Source organism: Azonexus caeni, assembly GCF_048146105.1.
Taxonomy (GTDB): domain Bacteria; phylum Pseudomonadota; class Gammaproteobacteria; order Burkholderiales; family Rhodocyclaceae; genus Azonexus; species Azonexus aromaticus_B.
In genome coordinates, this window is record NZ_JBKJAD010000010.1 from 40,230 (window position 1) to 55,288 (window position 15,059).

At 64.3% G+C, this 15,059-nt stretch carries 17 protein-coding genes; 14 read left to right on the top strand and 3 right to left on the bottom strand.

What is annotated here, in order from left to right:
* Positions 1–6: 6 nt before the first annotated feature.
* Both ACLIIZ_RS11365 and ACLIIZ_RS11370 read right to left on the bottom strand, forming a co-directional pair.
* On the bottom strand, positions 7–909 hold the full coding sequence (locus ACLIIZ_RS11365) for a LysR family transcriptional regulator (RefSeq protein ID WP_416692236.1): 903 nt from the start codon (positions 907–909) through the stop codon (positions 7–9).
* A gap of 13 nt (positions 910–922) precedes the next feature.
* Positions 923–2,599: a sigma 54-interacting transcriptional regulator gene (locus tag ACLIIZ_RS11370; RefSeq protein ID WP_416692237.1), complete on the bottom strand. Its 1,677-nt coding sequence runs from the start codon at positions 2,597–2,599 to the stop codon at positions 923–925.
* A 345-nt stretch (positions 2,600–2,944) separates the two neighbouring features.
* Between ACLIIZ_RS11370 and ACLIIZ_RS11375 the strand changes: the two genes are divergently transcribed.
* The 7 genes from ACLIIZ_RS11375 to ACLIIZ_RS11405 are packed head-to-tail and all read left to right on the top strand — an operon-like array spanning position 2,945 to position 7,938.
* The gene (locus ACLIIZ_RS11375; RefSeq protein WP_416692238.1) at positions 2,945–3,211 is read left to right on the top strand and encodes a phenol hydroxylase subunit; all 267 of its coding nucleotides are present in this window, start codon (positions 2,945–2,947) and stop codon (positions 3,209–3,211) included.
* A 47-nt stretch (positions 3,212–3,258) separates the two neighbouring features.
* Positions 3,259–4,248, top strand: a complete 990-nt coding sequence (locus ACLIIZ_RS11380) for an aromatic/alkene monooxygenase hydroxylase subunit beta (protein WP_416692239.1) — start codon at positions 3,259–3,261, stop codon at positions 4,246–4,248.
* A gap of 8 nt (positions 4,249–4,256) precedes the next feature.
* Complete coding sequence (locus ACLIIZ_RS11385) at positions 4,257–4,526, top strand: MmoB/DmpM family protein (RefSeq protein WP_374324805.1); 270 nt, start codon at positions 4,257–4,259, stop codon at positions 4,524–4,526.
* 15 nt (positions 4,527–4,541) lie between these two features.
* Positions 4,542–6,098 carry an aromatic/alkene/methane monooxygenase hydroxylase/oxygenase subunit alpha gene (locus ACLIIZ_RS11390; RefSeq protein WP_416692240.1) on the top strand — a complete coding sequence of 519 codons (1,557 nt, stop codon included), beginning with the start codon at positions 4,542–4,544 and terminating at the stop codon, positions 6,096–6,098.
* A 53-nt stretch (positions 6,099–6,151) separates the two neighbouring features.
* A complete protein-coding gene (locus ACLIIZ_RS11395) occupies positions 6,152–6,508 on the top strand; it encodes a phenol hydroxylase subunit P4 (protein ID WP_416692241.1) in 357 nt (118 codons plus the stop codon).
* Between the two features lie 12 nt (positions 6,509–6,520).
* Complete coding sequence (locus ACLIIZ_RS11400) at positions 6,521–7,582, top strand: NADH:ubiquinone reductase (Na(+)-transporting) subunit F (RefSeq protein ID WP_416692242.1); 1,062 nt, start codon at positions 6,521–6,523, stop codon at positions 7,580–7,582.
* Positions 7,583–7,596: 14 nt separating this feature from the next.
* Complete coding sequence (locus ACLIIZ_RS11405) at positions 7,597–7,938, top strand: 2Fe-2S iron-sulfur cluster binding domain-containing protein (protein WP_416692243.1); 342 nt, start codon at positions 7,597–7,599, stop codon at positions 7,936–7,938.
* Positions 7,939–7,951: 13 nt separating this feature from the next.
* Here the strand turns inward: ACLIIZ_RS11405 and ACLIIZ_RS11410 are convergent, their stop codons facing one another.
* Positions 7,952–8,662, bottom strand: coding sequence for a GntR family transcriptional regulator (locus ACLIIZ_RS11410; protein WP_416692245.1), 711 nt, complete (start codon positions 8,660–8,662; stop codon positions 7,952–7,954).
* A gap of 171 nt (positions 8,663–8,833) precedes the next feature.
* On the opposite strand from ACLIIZ_RS11410, the gene ACLIIZ_RS11415 reads away from it, so the two are divergent.
* From ACLIIZ_RS11415 to ACLIIZ_RS11445, 7 genes are read left to right on the top strand one after another with little or no spacing between them, the layout of a single operon-like run.
* Positions 8,834–9,760 carry a catechol 2,3-dioxygenase gene (locus ACLIIZ_RS11415; RefSeq protein WP_416692246.1) on the top strand — a complete coding sequence of 309 codons (927 nt, stop codon included), beginning with the start codon at positions 8,834–8,836 and terminating at the stop codon, positions 9,758–9,760.
* Positions 9,760–10,188 (top strand): GlcG/HbpS family heme-binding protein, encoded by a 429-nt coding sequence (locus ACLIIZ_RS11420; RefSeq protein WP_416692247.1) that lies wholly within the window; start codon positions 9,760–9,762, stop codon positions 10,186–10,188. Before ACLIIZ_RS11415 ends, ACLIIZ_RS11420 begins: the two co-directional genes overlap by 1 nt.
* 30 nt (positions 10,189–10,218) lie before the next feature.
* Positions 10,219–11,673 (top strand): 2-hydroxymuconic semialdehyde dehydrogenase, encoded by a 1,455-nt coding sequence (locus ACLIIZ_RS11425; RefSeq protein WP_416692248.1) that lies wholly within the window; start codon positions 10,219–10,221, stop codon positions 11,671–11,673.
* Positions 11,674–11,684: 11 nt separating this feature from the next.
* Complete coding sequence (locus ACLIIZ_RS11430) at positions 11,685–12,509, top strand: alpha/beta fold hydrolase (RefSeq protein WP_416692249.1); 825 nt, start codon at positions 11,685–11,687, stop codon at positions 12,507–12,509.
* A gap of 17 nt (positions 12,510–12,526) precedes the next feature.
* Positions 12,527–13,309, top strand: coding sequence for a 2-oxopent-4-enoate hydratase (gene dmpE, locus ACLIIZ_RS11435; RefSeq protein WP_416692250.1), 783 nt, complete (start codon positions 12,527–12,529; stop codon positions 13,307–13,309).
* Between the two features lie 10 nt (positions 13,310–13,319).
* The gene (locus ACLIIZ_RS11440; protein WP_416692251.1) at positions 13,320–14,114 is read left to right on the top strand and encodes an SDR family NAD(P)-dependent oxidoreductase; all 795 of its coding nucleotides are present in this window, start codon (positions 13,320–13,322) and stop codon (positions 14,112–14,114) included.
* Positions 14,115–14,137: 23 nt separating this feature from the next.
* Positions 14,138–15,055 carry an acetaldehyde dehydrogenase (acetylating) gene (locus tag ACLIIZ_RS11445; RefSeq protein ID WP_416692252.1) on the top strand — a complete coding sequence of 306 codons (918 nt, stop codon included), beginning with the start codon at positions 14,138–14,140 and terminating at the stop codon, positions 15,053–15,055.
* Positions 15,056–15,059 lie beyond the last annotated feature (4 nt).

Genomic DNA, 15,059 nt, shown 5'->3' on the forward strand with positions numbered 1-15,059 from the left:
CGGCGCTCAGTGCCGCCCGCCGTGCTTTTCCCTGAATTCGCGGATCGTCTGCAGGAAGGCGTGCAGTAGCGGCGAGCTTTCGTCGCTGCGGTAGATGCAGCTGAGATCGACGACCGCGTCGGGGGCGTTGGCCAGGCGGCGGTAGACGACGCCCGGCACGCTCAGGCTGCTGGCCGCTTCCGGGACCAGGCTGAGGCCGAAACCGGCGGCGACCAGGGCGACGCTGGTCGGCGCGTCGCCGACTTCCTGGGCGACCTGCGGCTCGAAACCTTCGTCGGCGCACAGGGCCCAGACCTTGTCGATGAAGCTGGGGCGGGCGCCGCTCGGAAACAGGATGAGCGGCTGGCCGGCCAGTTCCTTGAGCAGGATCGCCGGCTTGGCGGCGAGCGGGTGTTTTTCGTTGAGGGCGACCATGATGCTTTCGATCATCACCGGTTCGCTGGCGATGTCGGGCAGCGGCGCCAGCATGCGGTTGAAACCGGCGATGATGCGGTGCTGGCGCAGGGCTTCGATCTGTTCCTTCTTGCTCATCTGGTGCAGGGCGATCTGCACGTCGGGGTGGCGGGCGCGGAAGGCGTGCAGCACCTTGGGAATGACGTCGAGGATGCCGGAGCCGAAGATGCCGATGTCCATCTTGCCACGCTTGCCCTGACCGGCCTCGCGCACGCGCTCGACGGCCTGGGTCATCAGGTCGCGGATGTTGCGGGCGTCGCGCAGGAACATCTCGCCGGCTTCGGTGAGTTCGACGCCGCGCGCCGTGCGCAGGAAGAGTTGGGTGCCGAATTCCTCTTCCAGTTGCTGGATCTGCCGCGTCAGCGGCGGCTGCGAGATGTGCAGGCGGTTGGCGGCGCGGCCGATGTTGAGTTCTTCGGCGACGGCGATGAAGTATTTGAGTTGGCGGAATTCCATGCCGCGTTCTCCGTCAGACGCCGTCCTTCTTCTTCAGGCGGTATTGCAGTTGCGGCCGGGTGATGCCGAGCGTGCGCGCGGCGCCGGCCAGGTTGCCGTCGGCACGCTTGACGGCTTCGTCGATGAGGCGGGTTTCCAGGTCGTCGAAGGCGATGCCGCTGTCGAGGATGGCGCTGATCAGGTCGGACTTGGCGCCGGGTTCCGGTTGCGCTTCCAGGCTGCCCGCCTGGCTGATCTGCGTTTCGTGGAAGTCGCTGACGGCGACGTTGGCGAACAGGTGCTCGATCTCGATCCAGCCGCCGTTGGGGGCGAGGATGATGCCGCGTTCGATCATGTTTTCCAGTTCGCGCACATTGCCTGGCCAGCGGTAGCTCTTGATCGCCTGCATCGCCTTGTCGCTGACGCCGAGCAGTTTCTTCTCGTAGAGCGTGCAGAAACGTTCGAGCATGGCGTCGACCAGTGGCGGGATGTCGGCCAGGCGTTCGCGCAACGGCGGAATCTGGATCGGGTACACGCTCAGGCGGTAGTAGAGGTCGGAGCGGAAGCGGCCTTCCTTGACCGCCGTCTGCAGGTCGACGTTGGTGGCGGCGACCAGGCGAATGTTCAGCTTGCGCACGCGGTCGTCGCCCAGGCGCTCGATCTCGCCTTCCTGCAGCACGCGCAGCAGCTTGGCCTGGGCGGCGAGCGGCAACTCGCCGATTTCGTCGAGGAACAGGGTGCCGCCGTCGGCGCGCTCGAACTTGCCCATGCGCGAGGTATGCGCGCCGGTGAAGGCGCCTTTCTCGACGCCGAACAGTTCGGACTCGATCAGGTCGTTGGGCATCGCCGCGCAATTGACGGCGACGAACGGTCCCTGCTTGCGCTGGCTCATCTGGTGCAGGGTGCGCGCGAAGCGCTCCTTGCCGACGCCGGTTTCGCCGAGCAGGAGGACGGTGACCTGGGTGCCGGAGGCGCGCGTAACGAGGTCGTAGGCGTGCTTGAAGCCGACCGAGTTGCCGACCAGTTGCTGGGTCTGCACCTGTTGCGTGATGGTCGTGCGCAGGTAGTCGACCTGGTGGCGCAGTTCGAGCAGGCGGTTGAGCATCGAGTCGGATTCGAAATAGCTGGCGTGCTCCTCGGCGTCTTCCCACTCCTCCAGCGGCTTGCCGACGATGCGGCAGTTGTTGTGGCCGCAGGCGACGCACTCGACTTCCTTGAACAGGATGAAGCGGCCCATGAAGGCCGAGGTGTAGCCCGAGGCATAGCCGATCTGCGACCAGCAGACAGGGTCTTCCGAACGCCCCAGTTCGCGCAGGTGGATGTCCTGTTCCCAGGAGTTCTCCCACAGGAATTCGCCGTAGAAGCTGCCTTTTTCGAAATCGATCGCCATCTCGACCGGCGTCACGCGCACGACGCCTTCCAGCATGTGCAGTTGCGGGCCGGTGAAGAAGGCATCCTGCAGCGACTGGTTGCCGCGGATGCGCTTGGCCAGTTCGGCGTCGCTGACGCCGGCGGCGTAGCCCATGCGGGTCAGCAGGCGACGGGCGTGTTCCTTGCCGACCGAGCCGACCAGCTCGCGGCGCAGGGCGCCGAGCGCCGTGGTGTGCATCAGCACCATGCGGTTTTCGGCCAGCCAGATCGTGCCGTCCTTCTCGCAGAACTTGACGAGGTTGCGCAGGTCGTTCGATTCCGGGTAACGGATGATGGTCATCTTGTCTCTCTGTCCTGGCGGGCTTGCCCGGGTGGATGGGGGCCTCTTTTTATTGGGGTGCTGGCGCCGGCAGGGCGCCGTAATTTTCTCGAGATTATTTCACGGTTTCCCTTTTCGTGGGGCATATCGCAATACGTAATTCCAGACTCGCCGTGAGAGCTGTGCTGTTGATCATTTAGTTAATCATCGGGAAATCAGTTCATTGGATCGTAACGATGCACCGCAGCATTGCACTGGGCTTGTTTTGCTGATTTCCATAAAAACAAAGACTTGGTTGTCTGGCACGCTCCTTGATAAAGAAGACGCGGCAGCGATGTGCGCTGTGCGGATTTCAGGAGACAGAAGATGGGACAGCAGGAGAGGCAGAGCAGCACGTTCGACGCCGGGCGTCGCTACGTCCGTATCTGCAAGCGTCGTCCGGATGGATTCATCGAATTCGAGTTCGCGATCGGCGATCCGGAACTGGCTGTCGAGCTGATGTTGCCGGAATCGGCATTTCACGAGTTCTGCCTGGCCAACGAGGTGATCGTGCTCGATCCGGCAACGTCGGAAGGCGACTGGGTTTCCCGGTTGAACGATGCCTCGCGCCAGGGCTTTGAAGACGCAGTTTGACGAAGTTTCAACACCCCCGTTCGCGGGAATAACGACAGGAGACAAACATGCAGATTGATCTGCGCACCGTGGCGATCAAACCCTTGCGCCACACCTTCGACCACCTGGTCGAACGCTTCGGCGACAAGCCGGCCAGCCGCTACCAGGAAGGCAGCTACAACATCCAGCAGGAACACATCTTCCACTACCGGCCGAGCTGGGACGCCGACAACGTGCTGTTCGACAAGAAGCGCACCAAGATCCGGATGAAGGACTGGTACGCGCTGAAGGACCCGCGCCAGTACTACTACGGCTCCTACACCATCGCCCGCGCCCGGCAGCAGGAAGCCGCCGAGTCGAGCTTCGAGATGATCGAGGATCGCGGCCTGGCCGAACTGATCCCGGCCGAACTGCGGCAGACCGCGCTCGACGTCCTGGTGCCGATGCGCCACGTCGAGTGGGGTGGCAACATGGGCAACTCCTACATCGCCGCCTACGGCTACGGCACGGTCATCACCCAGCCCTGTCTCTACCACGCGATGGATCACCTGGGCGTCGCCCAGTACCTGACCCGCATCGGTCTCGTCCTCGACGGCCCGGACGCGCTGGAAACCGCCAAGTCCGCCTGGATGTCCTGCCCGAACTGGCAGCCGCTGCGCGAGCACGTCGAGAACCTGCTGGTGCTGCAGGACTGGTTCGAAATCTTCGTCGCCCAGAACCTGGTCCTCGAAGGCCTGCTCAATCCGCTGCTCTACGACCACCTCGACGCCGACTTCTCGGCCAAGGGCGGCACCGCGATCTCGATGATGACCCGCTTCATGGCCGAATGGTCGACCGAGACCGCCAAGTGGGTCGATGCCCAGATCAAGGTGGCGGCCGCCGAGTCGCCGGAGAACAAGGCCCAGCTGAGCGCCTGGGTGACGCACTACCGCGCCGAAACGCTCGCCGCGCTGGCACCGATTGCCGCCCGCGCCTTTGGCGAACCGTCGGCCGATGTGCTGGCCGACGTCGCCGCCGAATTCAATGCCCGCTGCGCCAAGCTTGGCCTGGCCGTCTAGGAGTTTTCATGTCTACCGTATTCATCGCCTTTCAAACCAACGAGGACACCCGGCCGATCATCGAGTCGATCCTCGCCGACAACCCGCATGCCGTGCTCGACGAGCAGCCGGCCATGGTCAAGATCAACGCCGAGGGCAGCCTGGTGATCAAGCGCGAATCGATCGAAGAGCGCATCGGTCGCGATTTCGACCTGCAGGAGTTACAGGTCAACCTGATCACGCTCTCCGGAAACATGGATGAGGACGACGACCAGTTGACGCTGGCCTGGAAAAACTGAGCAAGGAGAACTCTGATGGACATGAAAGCCACCAAGAAAAAGCTGGGCCTCAAGGAAAAGTACGCCCACATGACGCGCGGCCTGGGCTGGGACACCACCTACCAGCCGATGGACAAGGTCTTCCCGCAGGCTGCCTTCGAAGGCATCAAGATTCACGACTGGGACAAGTGGGAAGACCCCTTCCGCCTGACTATGGACGCCTACTGGAAGTACCAGGCCGAGAAGGAACGCAAGCTCTACGCGGTGCTCGACGCCTTTGCCCAGAACAACGGCCACCTCGGCATCACCGACGCCCGCTACCTGAACGCGGTCAAGCTGTTCCTGACCGGGATTTCGCCGTTGGAGTATGTCGCCCACCGCGGCTTTGCCGCCGCCGGCCGCAACTTCCCCGGCGTCGGTCCGCGCGTCGCCTGCCTGATGCAGTCGATCGACGAAGTCCGCCACGCCCAGACGCAGATTCACGCACTGTCCAACTACAACAAGTTCTACGAAGGTTTCCATGCCGGCGCCACGCACCAGATCGAACGCGTCTGGTACCTGTCGGTGCCCAAGTCCTTCTTCGACGATGCCTTCAGTGCCGGTCCCTTCGAATGGATGATCGCCATCGGCTTCTCCTTCGAATACGTGCTGACCAACCTGCTGTTCGTGCCCTTCATGTCGGGCGCCGCCTACAACGGCGACATGGCCACCGTCACCTTCGGCTTCTCGGCCCAGTCCGACGAAGCCCGGCACATGACGCTCGGCCTCGAATGCATCAAGTTCATGCTGGAGCAGGACCCGGACAACCTGCCCATCGTCCAGAAGTGGATCGACAAGTGGGCCTGGCGCGGCATCCGCGTGCTCACCCTGGTCGGCATGATGATGGACTACATGCTGCCCAAGCGCGTGATGAGCTGGAAGGAAGCCTGGGAAATCTATTTCGAGCAGAACGGCGGCGCGCTGTTCAACGACCTGGCCAAGTACGGCATCAAGGTGCCGGAGTGCATCACCCAATGCACGGTCGACAAGGAACACATCTCGCATCAGGCCTGGGCCACCTTCTACCAGTACGCCCACGCCTCGGATTTCCATACCTGGCTGCCGAACGACGAGGAAATGGACTGGCTGTCGGCCAAGTACCCGAACACCTTCGACAAGTACTACCGGCCGCGCTTCACCCAGTGGCGCGAAATGGCCGACAAGGGCGAGCGTTTCTACAACAACACGCTGCCGATGCTGTGCCAGGTCTGCCAGATTCCGATGGTGTTCACCGAGCCGGACGACCCGACCAAGATCTGCTACCGCGAATCCGAGTACCAGGGCGAGAAGTACCACACCTGTTCGGACGGCTGTAAGCACATCTTCGACGACGAACCGGAGAAGTACATCCAGGCCTGGCTGCCGGTGCACCAGATCTACCAGGGCAACTGCTTCCCGGAAGGCACCGACCCGACCGTCGAAGGTTTCGACCCGATGCTCAAGGTGCTGGAGTGGTACCACATCGAGAACGGCAAGGACAACATGGACTACGAAGGTTCCGGTGACCAGGCCAACTTCGCCGCCTGGCGCGGCATGGCAACGCAGAACACCTGATCGATCAGAAACGGGGGCCAGTGTGCCCCCGCTTACAACAAAAGGAGACAAACATGGCTGTCAAAGCCCTCTACGACTACAACTTCCCGGCCGCCGACACGCAGGACAAGTTCCACGGCAACCAACTGCTCTACGTCGGTTGGGACGACCACCTGATGTTCTGCGCGCCGTTCGCCTACTGCCTGCCGCCGGACACCAAGTTTTCCGAACTGGTCGAAAAACACCTGCCGCATTCCTACAGCCGTCACCCGGACTGGGCGCAGATCGATTTCAGCAAGGCGGTCTGGCTCAAGTCGGGCCAGCCCTTCGTGCCGGACATGAACAAGACGCTGGCCGAACAGGGGCTCAAGCACAAGGATGCGCTGCGTCTGCAGACGCCGGGTCTGAACGGCAACGGCACCTACTTCTGATCCGGGGGCGGCATGAGCTACGAACTGACCATCGAACCCCTTGGCCAGACGATCGAAGTCGAGGATGGCCAGACCATCCTCGATGCCGCCCTGCGCGCCGGCATCTACCTGCCGCACGCCTGCTGCCACGGCCTGTGCGCGACCTGCAAGGTGCAGGTGACGGACGGTGAAGTCGATCACGGCGAGGCCTCGACCTTCGCGCTGATGGACTTCGAGCGCGAGGAGGGCAAGTGCCTGGCCTGCTGCGCCCGGCTCGAATCCGATGTGGTGATCGAAGCCGAGATCGAGGACGATCCCGATTCGCAGAACCTGCCGGTCGAGGACTACGCGGGCGAGGTGGTCAGGATCGAAGCGCTGACGCCGACCATCCGCGGCATCTGGATCAAGCTGGACCGGCCGCTGCAATTCCAGGCCGGCCAGTACATCAATCTGGAAGTCGAGGCCTTCCCCGGCCAGTCGCGCGCCTTCTCGCTGGCCAACGCGCCGGACGGCGGCGATGTCGTCGAACTCAACGTGCGCATCGTGCCGGGCGGCCAGGTCACCGCCTGGCTGCACCAGCAGTTGCAGGTCGGCGACCGGCTCAAGCTGAGCGGTCCTTACGGGCGCTTCTTCGTCAAGAAGTCGGCCAATCTGCCGCTCATCTTCATGGCCGGCGGTTCCGGGCTGTCCAGCCCGAAATCGATGATCGAGGAACTGCTCGCTGAAGGCTGCACGCTGCCGATGACCCTCGTCTATGGCCAGCGCAACCGGGGCGAGCTTTACTACGACGCCGAGTTCCGGGCCCTCGCCGAGCAGTACCCGAATTTCAGCTATGTGCCGGCGCTCTCCGACGAGCCGGCCGGTTCGGACTGGGACGGGGCGCGTGGCTTCGTGCACGAGGCGGCCAAGGCCCATTTCGCCAACGACTTCCGCGGCCACAAGGCCTACCTGTGCGGGCCACCGGCGATGATCGAAGCCTGTGTCACGACGCTGATGCAAGGCCGGTTGTTCGAGCGCGACATCTACATGGAGAAGTTCTTCTCCGCGGCCGATGCCTCGCAGCAGTTGAAGAGTCCGCTGTTCAAGAACATCTGAGCGGGAGCGCGGCGATGATCTATTTCAACGTGCTGATCGAGGAAACCGGCGAGAGCTACCGCTGCTCGCCGCAGGAGTCGCTGCTGGCCGGCATGGAACGCCTGGGCAAGAAGGGCATTCCGGTCGGCTGCCGGGGCGGCGGCTGCGGCGTGTGCAAGGTGGAAATCGTTTCGGGCAGCTATCTGAAGCGGGTGATGAGCCGCGATTACGTCAGCGTCGAGGACGAGGCGGCGGATCGCGTGCTGGCCTGCCGGGTGCGGCCGACCAGCGACATCACGTTGCGCGTGCTGGGCAAGATGGCCAAGAACGTGTGCCGGCTGCCGCCAGCCCAGACGGGCTTGGCCGCCGCGTTGTAAAGGCGGCCGCGCCTCAGGCGGCCGGCTTGCGGTTGAGTTCTTCGCTGGGGATCGCCTCGATCGACCGGAAGGTCATCAGGATGTGCTCGGCGAGGAGGGCGGCGGCCTGATCGGCGTCGCGTTTGATGGCGGCTTGCAGCAGGGCTTCGTGCTCGGCGTGGATGTCGCGGGGAATCGGTTGCAGGTAGAGCGACAGGCGCCGGTAGCGTTCGGCCTGGTAGTAGAGGATGGAGAGGAAATGCTTGAGCCAGCGGGACGGACAGGCGGCGATCAGTACCTCGTGGAAGATGCGATTGCGTTCTTCCCATTCCTCGCGGGCGTCGCTGCCGATGCGCTTTTCCTCGGCCTTGGCGAGACGGTGGAAGGCGCCGACCAAGTTGGCTTCCCAAGCGTCGTCACCCATCGCGATCGACTGGCGCAGGGCTTCGCATTCGAGCATGACGCGGGTCCGGGTGATGTCGTCGAAATCCTCGAGCGACACCGGCGAGACGCGGAAGCCGCGCTGCCCCTGGCTGACCACCAGGGCATCGGCGATGAGCAGGGAAAGCGCTTCGCGCAGGGTGCCGGCGCCGACGCCGTAGTTGTCCTTGAGGTGCTCGACGCGCAGCTTCTCGCCGGGCGCCAGCGTGCCTTCGATGATGTCCCGGCGCAAGGCGCGGTAGGCCGATTCGACCAGGGTTTTGGGTTCGGCGGAGAAGCCTTCGGCAGCAGCGCTGATGTTCATGGAGATGGCGTCGAAACAAGGATGAAAAATTCTAACCCGGAGCGAAAATTTTCGGGTTAATTTAAAAATCTCGAGAAAATGTATTGACATCGAGATTGCTTGTAAATATCGTAATAGTAAATCGGTTGCAGGATTGATCGATCAATCACATCAATAAAGAGGAGCAGACAAATGGCAATGACAGGCGTACTTCGTCCCGGGCACATCCAGCTGAAGGTGCTCGATCTCGATGAGAGCGTGGAGTTTTACTCGAACGTGCTCGGCCTCACGGAAACCGGCCGCGACGCGCAGGGGCGCGTCTATTTCAAGGCCTGGGACGAGCGCGATCATCACAGCGTGATCCTGCGTCAGGCCGACAGCGCCGGCATCGACTTCTTCGCCTTCAAGGTCGATAGCTGCGCAACGCTCGACAAGCTGGAAAAGGACCTCAACGCCTACGGCGTCGCCACCCGCCGCATCCCGGCCGGCGAACTGCTGGAAACCGGCGAGCGCGTGCGCTTCACGCTGCCCACCGGCCACGACATCGAGCTTTATTCGAAGAAGAGCGAAGTCGGCAACGGCATGAGCGACGTCAATCCGGAAGCCTGGACCGCCGCCGCCGAAAAGGGCATCGCCCCGATCCGCCTAGACCATTGCCTGCTCTACGGTCCGGACATCGAGAAGGCGCAGGCCATCTTCACCGACGTGCTCGGTTTCTACCTGGTCGAGCACATCGCGCTCGACGACAGCCAGGACCTGGCGATCTGGCTGTCCTGCTCGATCAAGGCGCACGACATCGCTTTCGTCCGCCATCCCGAGCCGGGCAAGCTGCACCACGTCTCCTTCCTGCTCGAAAGCTGGGAAAAGGTGCTGCGCGCCGCCGACATCATGTCGATGAACCGCGTCTCGATCGACATCGGCCCGACCCGTCACGGCGTCACCCGCGGCACGACGATCTACGCCTTCGACCCCAACGGCAACCGCTTCGAAACCTTCTGCGGCGGTTACCAGTGCTACCCGGACAACAAACCGACCAAATGGACGATGGACGAAGTCGGCGCCGCCGTCTTCTATCACGACCGCAAGCTCAACGACCGCTTCCTGACGGTGGTCAGCTGATGCAAGTCGCCGCCAGCACCCCGGGCATCACCGCCGAGGCGGCGGCAGCCGCCTGCAGCGCGGCGGTGGCGCATGCCGCCGCCCGCGGCTGGCGGATCAACGTCGCCGTCGTCGACCGCGGCGGCAACCTGATGGCCTTCCTGCGCCAGCCGGGCGCCTTCATCCACTCGATCGGGATCGCCATCGACAAGGCCTACACCTCGGCCAGCTTCGGCTTCCCGACCAAGGCCTGGATGGGGGCGATCGGCCACGACGAAGGGATGAAGCTCGGCTTCGCCAACCAGCCGCGGCTGATCGTCTTCGGCGGCGGCCTGCCGGTGCCCGGCGACGGCGGCGAGTGGCTCGGCGGCATCGGCGTCTCCGGCGCTTCCGAGGCCGAGGACGAGGAATGCGCCAGGGCTGGCCTGGCCGCCATCGGCCTCGCCTGACAACAAGAATTCAACAAGGACCAATAGGGAATGAAACAGATACTGAACTTCATCAACGGCGAATTCGTCGCCACTGGCAAACAGTTCCAGAAGCGCTCGCCGCTCGACAACAGCCTGATCGGCATGGTGCACGAGGCCGGCAAGGCCGAGGTCGATGCCGCCGTCGCTGCCGCCCGCGCAGCCCTCGATGGGCCGTGGGGGCGGATGACCGTGGTCGAGCGCACCGAGATCCTGAACCGCGTTGCCGACGAGATCACCCGCCGCTTCAACGAATTCCTCGACGCCGAGTGCGCCGATACCGGCAAGCCGAAGAGCCTCGCTTCGCACATCGACATCCCGCGCGGCGCCGCCAACTTCAAGATCTTCGCCGACGTGATCAAGAACGCGCCGACCGAGTTCTTCGAAATGGCGACGCCGGACGGCAAGGGTGCCATCAACTACGCGATGCGCCGGCCGGTCGGTGTGGTCGGCGTCGTCTGCCCGTGGAACCTGCCGCTGCTGCTGATGACCTGGAAGGTCGGCCCGGCGCTCGCCTGCGGCAACACGGTGGTGGTCAAGCCGTCGGAAGAAACCCCGTCCACCGCGACGCTGCTCGGCGAAGTGATGAACGCCTGCGGCGTGCCGAAGGGCGTCTATAACGTGGTGCATGGTTTCGGTCCCGATTCGGCCGGCGAATTCCTGACCACCAACCAGGGCGTCAACGCCATCACCTTCACCGGCGAGACGCGCACCGGCGCCGCCATCATGAAGGCCGCTGCCGACGGCGCCCGGCCGGTGTCGCTGGAAATGGGCGGCAAGAACCCGGCCATCGTCTTCGCCGACGCCAACCTCGACGTCGCCATCGAAGCCACGCTGCGCTCCTGCTTCTCCAACTGCGGCCAGGTCTGCCTCGGCACCGAGCGCGTCTATGTCGAGCGCCCGCTGTTCGACAGCTTCGTCGCCCGCCTCAAGGAAGGTGCCGAAAAGCTCAAGCTCGGCGTGCCGGGCGACGCTTCCGCCAACATGGGGCCGCTGATCAGCCAGGAACACCGCAACAAGGTGCTCTCCTATTACCAGAAGGCGGTGGACGAGGGCGCCACCGTCGTCACCGGCGGCGGCGTCCCCGAGATGCCGGGCGAACTGGCCAACGGTGCCTGGGTGCAGCCGACCATCTGGACCGGCCTCGACGAGAACGCCGCAGTGGTGCGCGAGGAAATCTTCGGGCCTTGTACGACGGTGATGCCGTTCGACAGCGAAGAGGAAGTCATCAAGCGCGCCAACGGCACCGACTACGGGCTGGCCGCCTCGGTGTTCACCCAGGACGTCAATCGCGCCCACCGCGTCGCCGCGCGCATCGAAGCCGGTCTGGTCTGGGTCAACAGCTGGTTCCTGCGCGACCTGCGCACGCCCTTCGGCGGCTCGAAAAACTCCGGCATCGGCCGCGAGGGCGGCGTGCATTCGCTTGAGTTCTACACCGAACTCAAGAACGTCTGCATCAAGCTGTAAGGCGCATCGGCATGTCCGCCAACTCTCCCGAAATCGGCCAGCGCATCGTCGCTGCCGGCATCGCGACCAACTACCACGATGTCGGTAGCGGGTTGCCGGTGCTGCTGATCCACGGTTCTGGCCCCGGCGTCACCGCCTGGGCCAACTGGCGGCTGGTGCTGCCCGAGCTGGGCAAGACCTGCCGGGCGATTGCGCCCGACATGCTCGGCTTCGGCTATACCGAGCGGCCGGCCGGCATCGACTACAACATCGACGCCTGGGTGGCGCACGCGGTCGGCTTGCTCGACGCGCTGGGCATCGAACAGACCGACCTGATCGGCAATTCCTTCGGCGGCGCCATCGCGCTGGCGCTGGCCATCCGCCATCCGCAGCGGGTGCGCCGGCTGGTGCTGATGGGCAGCGTCGGCGTGCCCTTTGCCATCACGCCGGAACTTGACGCGGTCTGGGGCTACCAGCCGTCACTGGCGGCGATGCGCGGTTTGCTCGACATCTTCGCCCACGACCGCGGGCTGGTTACCGACGAACTGGCCGAGCTGCGCTACCAGGCGAGCATCCGGCCCGGCTTCCAGGAATCGTTCGCGGCGATGTTCCCGGCCCCGCGTCAGCGCTGGGTCGATGCGATGGCCAGCGCCGAGGCCGACATCCGGGCGATCCAGCACAAGACGCTGATCATTCACGGCCGCGACGACCGGGTCATTCCGCTGAGCAACTCGCAGACCCTGAACCGCTGGATCGACGACTCGCAACTGCACGTCTTCGGCCGCTGCGGCCACTGGGTGCAGATTGAGCACAGCGCCGATTTCAACCATCTGGTCAGCCATTTCCTGGCTGACTGAAACGAGGAAACAAGACGATGGAACAAGCACAAATCCTGCAACTTGGCGACGAACTCTACGAGGCGCTGGCCAGCCGCCAGACGGTCAGCCCGCTGACCTCGCGCGGTTTCGACATCACGATCGAGGACGCCTACCACATCCAGCAGCAGATGCTGGCGCGTCGCCTGGCCAATGGCGAGAAGGTGATCGGCAAGAAGATCGGCGTCACCAGCAAGGTGGTGATGGACATGCTCGGCGTTTACCAGCCGGACTTCGGCTACCTGCTCGACGGCATGGTGTACAACGAGGGCGAGTCGATCCCGATGGACACGCTGATCCAGCCCAAGGCGGAAGGCGAGATCGCCTTCGTGCTGAAGAAGGACCTGATGGGGCCGGGCGTCACCAACGCCGACGTGCTGGCCGCCACCGAAGGCGTCATGGCCTGCTTCGAGATCGTCGATTCGCGCATCCAGGACTGGAAGATCAAGATCCAGGACACCGTCGCCGATAACGCCTCCTGCGGCGTCTTCGTGCTCGGCGACCGCCTGGTCGATCCGAAGTGCCTCGACCTGACGATGTGCGGCATGGTCGTCGAGAAGAACGGCGAAATCATCGGCACCGGTGCCGGCGCCGCCGCGCTCGGCTCGCCGATCAACGCCGTCGCCTGGCTGGCCAACACGCTGGGCCGCCTGGGCATCCCGCTGAAGACCGGCGAGGTCATCCTCTCCGGTTCGCTGGCCCCGCTGTTCCCGGTCAAGGCCGGCGACAGCCTGCGCGTGACGGTGGGCGGCATCGGCGGCTGCTCCGTGCGTTTCGTCTGAGGCCGCGGCAATGGACTTGCAAATCAACGGCAAGACGGCGCTGGTCACCGGCTCGACCGCCGGCATCGGCTTCGCCATCGCCGCCGAACTGGCGCGCGAGGGGGCCGTGGTCACCATCAATGGCCGTAGTCAGGCCGGCGTCGATGCGGCGCTCGGCCGCCTGCGTGAGCAGGTGCCGGGCGCCCGCGTCAGAGGTGTTGCCGCCGACCTGGCAACGGCCGCCGGCTGCGCCGAACTGTTTGCCGCCTGTCCGCGGGCCGAGATCGTCGTGAACAACCTCGGCATCTTCGACCCGGCGCCCTTCGAGGCGATTGCCGACAGCGAGTGGCAGCGCTTCTTCGACACCAACGTGATGAGCGGCGTGCGCGTCGCCCGTCACTACCTGCCGGCGATGAAGGCCGCCAACTGGGGCCGCATCGTCTTCATCTCCAGCGAATCCGGCATCAACACGCCGGGCGAAATGGTGCATTACGGCATGACCAAGTCGGCCCAGCTCGCCGTTTCCCGCGGCCTGGCCCAGAGCTGTGCCGGCACCGGCGTCACGGTCAATGCCGTGCTGCCCGGACCGACCCGCTCGGAAGGCGTTACCGACTTCTTCGGCAAGCTCGCCGCCGACGCCGGCATCGCTGTCGACGAGATGGAGCGCCGCTTCTTCGCCGAGGGCCGGCCGACCTCGATCCTCAAACGAATGATAGCCCCCGCCGAAGTGGCGGCGCTGGTCGCCTACGTCTGCAGCGCGCGAGCGTCGGCGACGACCGGCGCGGCGCTGCGCGTCGAGGGCGGCGTCGTTTCCACCATGTGTTGACCCTGACAACAAGGACTATCCCCATGACCAAGAAAATCAAATGCGCGCTGATCGGGCCGGGCAATATCGGCACCGATCTGCTCTACAAACTCAAGCGCAGCCCCTTCCTCGAACCGGCCTGGATGGTCGGTATCGATCCCGAATCGGAAGGCCTCAAGCGCGCCGCCGAGATGGGCCTCAAAGTCACCGCCGGCGGTGTCGACGGCTTGCTGCCGCACGTGCTGGAAGACAACATCCAGATCGCCTTCGACGCGACTTCGGCCTACGTCCATGCCGAGAACTCGCGCAAGCTCAACGAACTCGGCGTGCTGATGATCGACCTGACGCCGGCCGCCATCGGCCCTTACTGCGTGCCGCCGGTCAATCTGGTCGAGCATGTCGGCAAGCGTGAGATGAACGTCAACATGGTCACCTGCGGTGGCCAGGCGACGATCCCGATGGTCGCTGCCGTTTCCCGCGTGCAGCCGGTGGCCTACGGCGAAATCGTCGCCACCGTCTCGTCCAAGTCGGCCGGTCCCGGCACGCGCAAGAACATCGACGAATTCACCCGCACCACCGCCGGGGCGGTCGAGAAGGTCGGCGGCGCCAAGAAGGGCAAGGCGATCATCATCATCAACCCGGCCGAGCCGCCGCTGATCATGCGCGACACCGTGCACTGCCTGACCGAAACGGCGCCCGACCAGGCGGCGATCACCGAATCGATCCACGCCATGATCAAGGAAGTCCAGAAATACGTGCCGGGCTACCGCCTGGTCAACGGCCCGGTGTTCGACGGCAAGCGCGTTTCCGTCTATCTGGAAGTGCAGGGCCTGGGCGACTTCCTGCCGACCTACGCCGGCAACCTGGACATCATGACCGCCGCCGGGGCGCGCACCGCCGAGATGTTCGCCGAAGAAATGATCAAGGGCACGCTCAAGCTCGCGCCGACCCAAGCTGCCTGAGGAG

Excerpts from the sequence above, each read along its gene's own strand:
- ACLIIZ_RS11365 (WP_416692236.1), bottom strand. The coding sequence starts at position 909 with ATGGAATTCCGCCAACTCAAATACTTCATCGCCGTCGCCGAAGAACTC.
- ACLIIZ_RS11370 (WP_416692237.1), bottom strand. The coding sequence starts at position 2,599 with ATGACCATCATCCGTTACCCGGAATCGAACGACCTGCGCAACCTCGTC.
- ACLIIZ_RS11375 (WP_416692238.1), top strand. The coding sequence starts at position 2,945 with ATGGGACAGCAGGAGAGGCAGAGCAGCACGTTCGACGCCGGGCGTCGC.
- ACLIIZ_RS11380 (WP_416692239.1), top strand. The coding sequence starts at position 3,259 with ATGCAGATTGATCTGCGCACCGTGGCGATCAAACCCTTGCGCCACACC.
- ACLIIZ_RS11385 (WP_374324805.1), top strand. The coding sequence starts at position 4,257 with ATGTCTACCGTATTCATCGCCTTTCAAACCAACGAGGACACCCGGCCG.
- ACLIIZ_RS11390 (WP_416692240.1), top strand. The coding sequence starts at position 4,542 with ATGGACATGAAAGCCACCAAGAAAAAGCTGGGCCTCAAGGAAAAGTAC.
- ACLIIZ_RS11395 (WP_416692241.1), top strand. The coding sequence starts at position 6,152 with ATGGCTGTCAAAGCCCTCTACGACTACAACTTCCCGGCCGCCGACACG.
- ACLIIZ_RS11400 (WP_416692242.1), top strand. The coding sequence starts at position 6,521 with ATGAGCTACGAACTGACCATCGAACCCCTTGGCCAGACGATCGAAGTC.
- ACLIIZ_RS11405 (WP_416692243.1), top strand. The coding sequence starts at position 7,597 with ATGATCTATTTCAACGTGCTGATCGAGGAAACCGGCGAGAGCTACCGC.
- ACLIIZ_RS11410 (WP_416692245.1), bottom strand. The coding sequence starts at position 8,662 with ATGAACATCAGCGCTGCTGCCGAAGGCTTCTCCGCCGAACCCAAAACC.
- ACLIIZ_RS11415 (WP_416692246.1), top strand. The coding sequence starts at position 8,834 with ATGGCAATGACAGGCGTACTTCGTCCCGGGCACATCCAGCTGAAGGTG.
- ACLIIZ_RS11420 (WP_416692247.1), top strand. The coding sequence starts at position 9,760 with ATGCAAGTCGCCGCCAGCACCCCGGGCATCACCGCCGAGGCGGCGGCA.
- ACLIIZ_RS11425 (WP_416692248.1), top strand. The coding sequence starts at position 10,219 with ATGAAACAGATACTGAACTTCATCAACGGCGAATTCGTCGCCACTGGC.
- ACLIIZ_RS11430 (WP_416692249.1), top strand. The coding sequence starts at position 11,685 with ATGTCCGCCAACTCTCCCGAAATCGGCCAGCGCATCGTCGCTGCCGGC.
- dmpE (WP_416692250.1), top strand. The coding sequence starts at position 12,527 with ATGGAACAAGCACAAATCCTGCAACTTGGCGACGAACTCTACGAGGCG.
- ACLIIZ_RS11440 (WP_416692251.1), top strand. The coding sequence starts at position 13,320 with ATGGACTTGCAAATCAACGGCAAGACGGCGCTGGTCACCGGCTCGACC.
- ACLIIZ_RS11445 (WP_416692252.1), top strand. The coding sequence starts at position 14,138 with ATGACCAAGAAAATCAAATGCGCGCTGATCGGGCCGGGCAATATCGGC.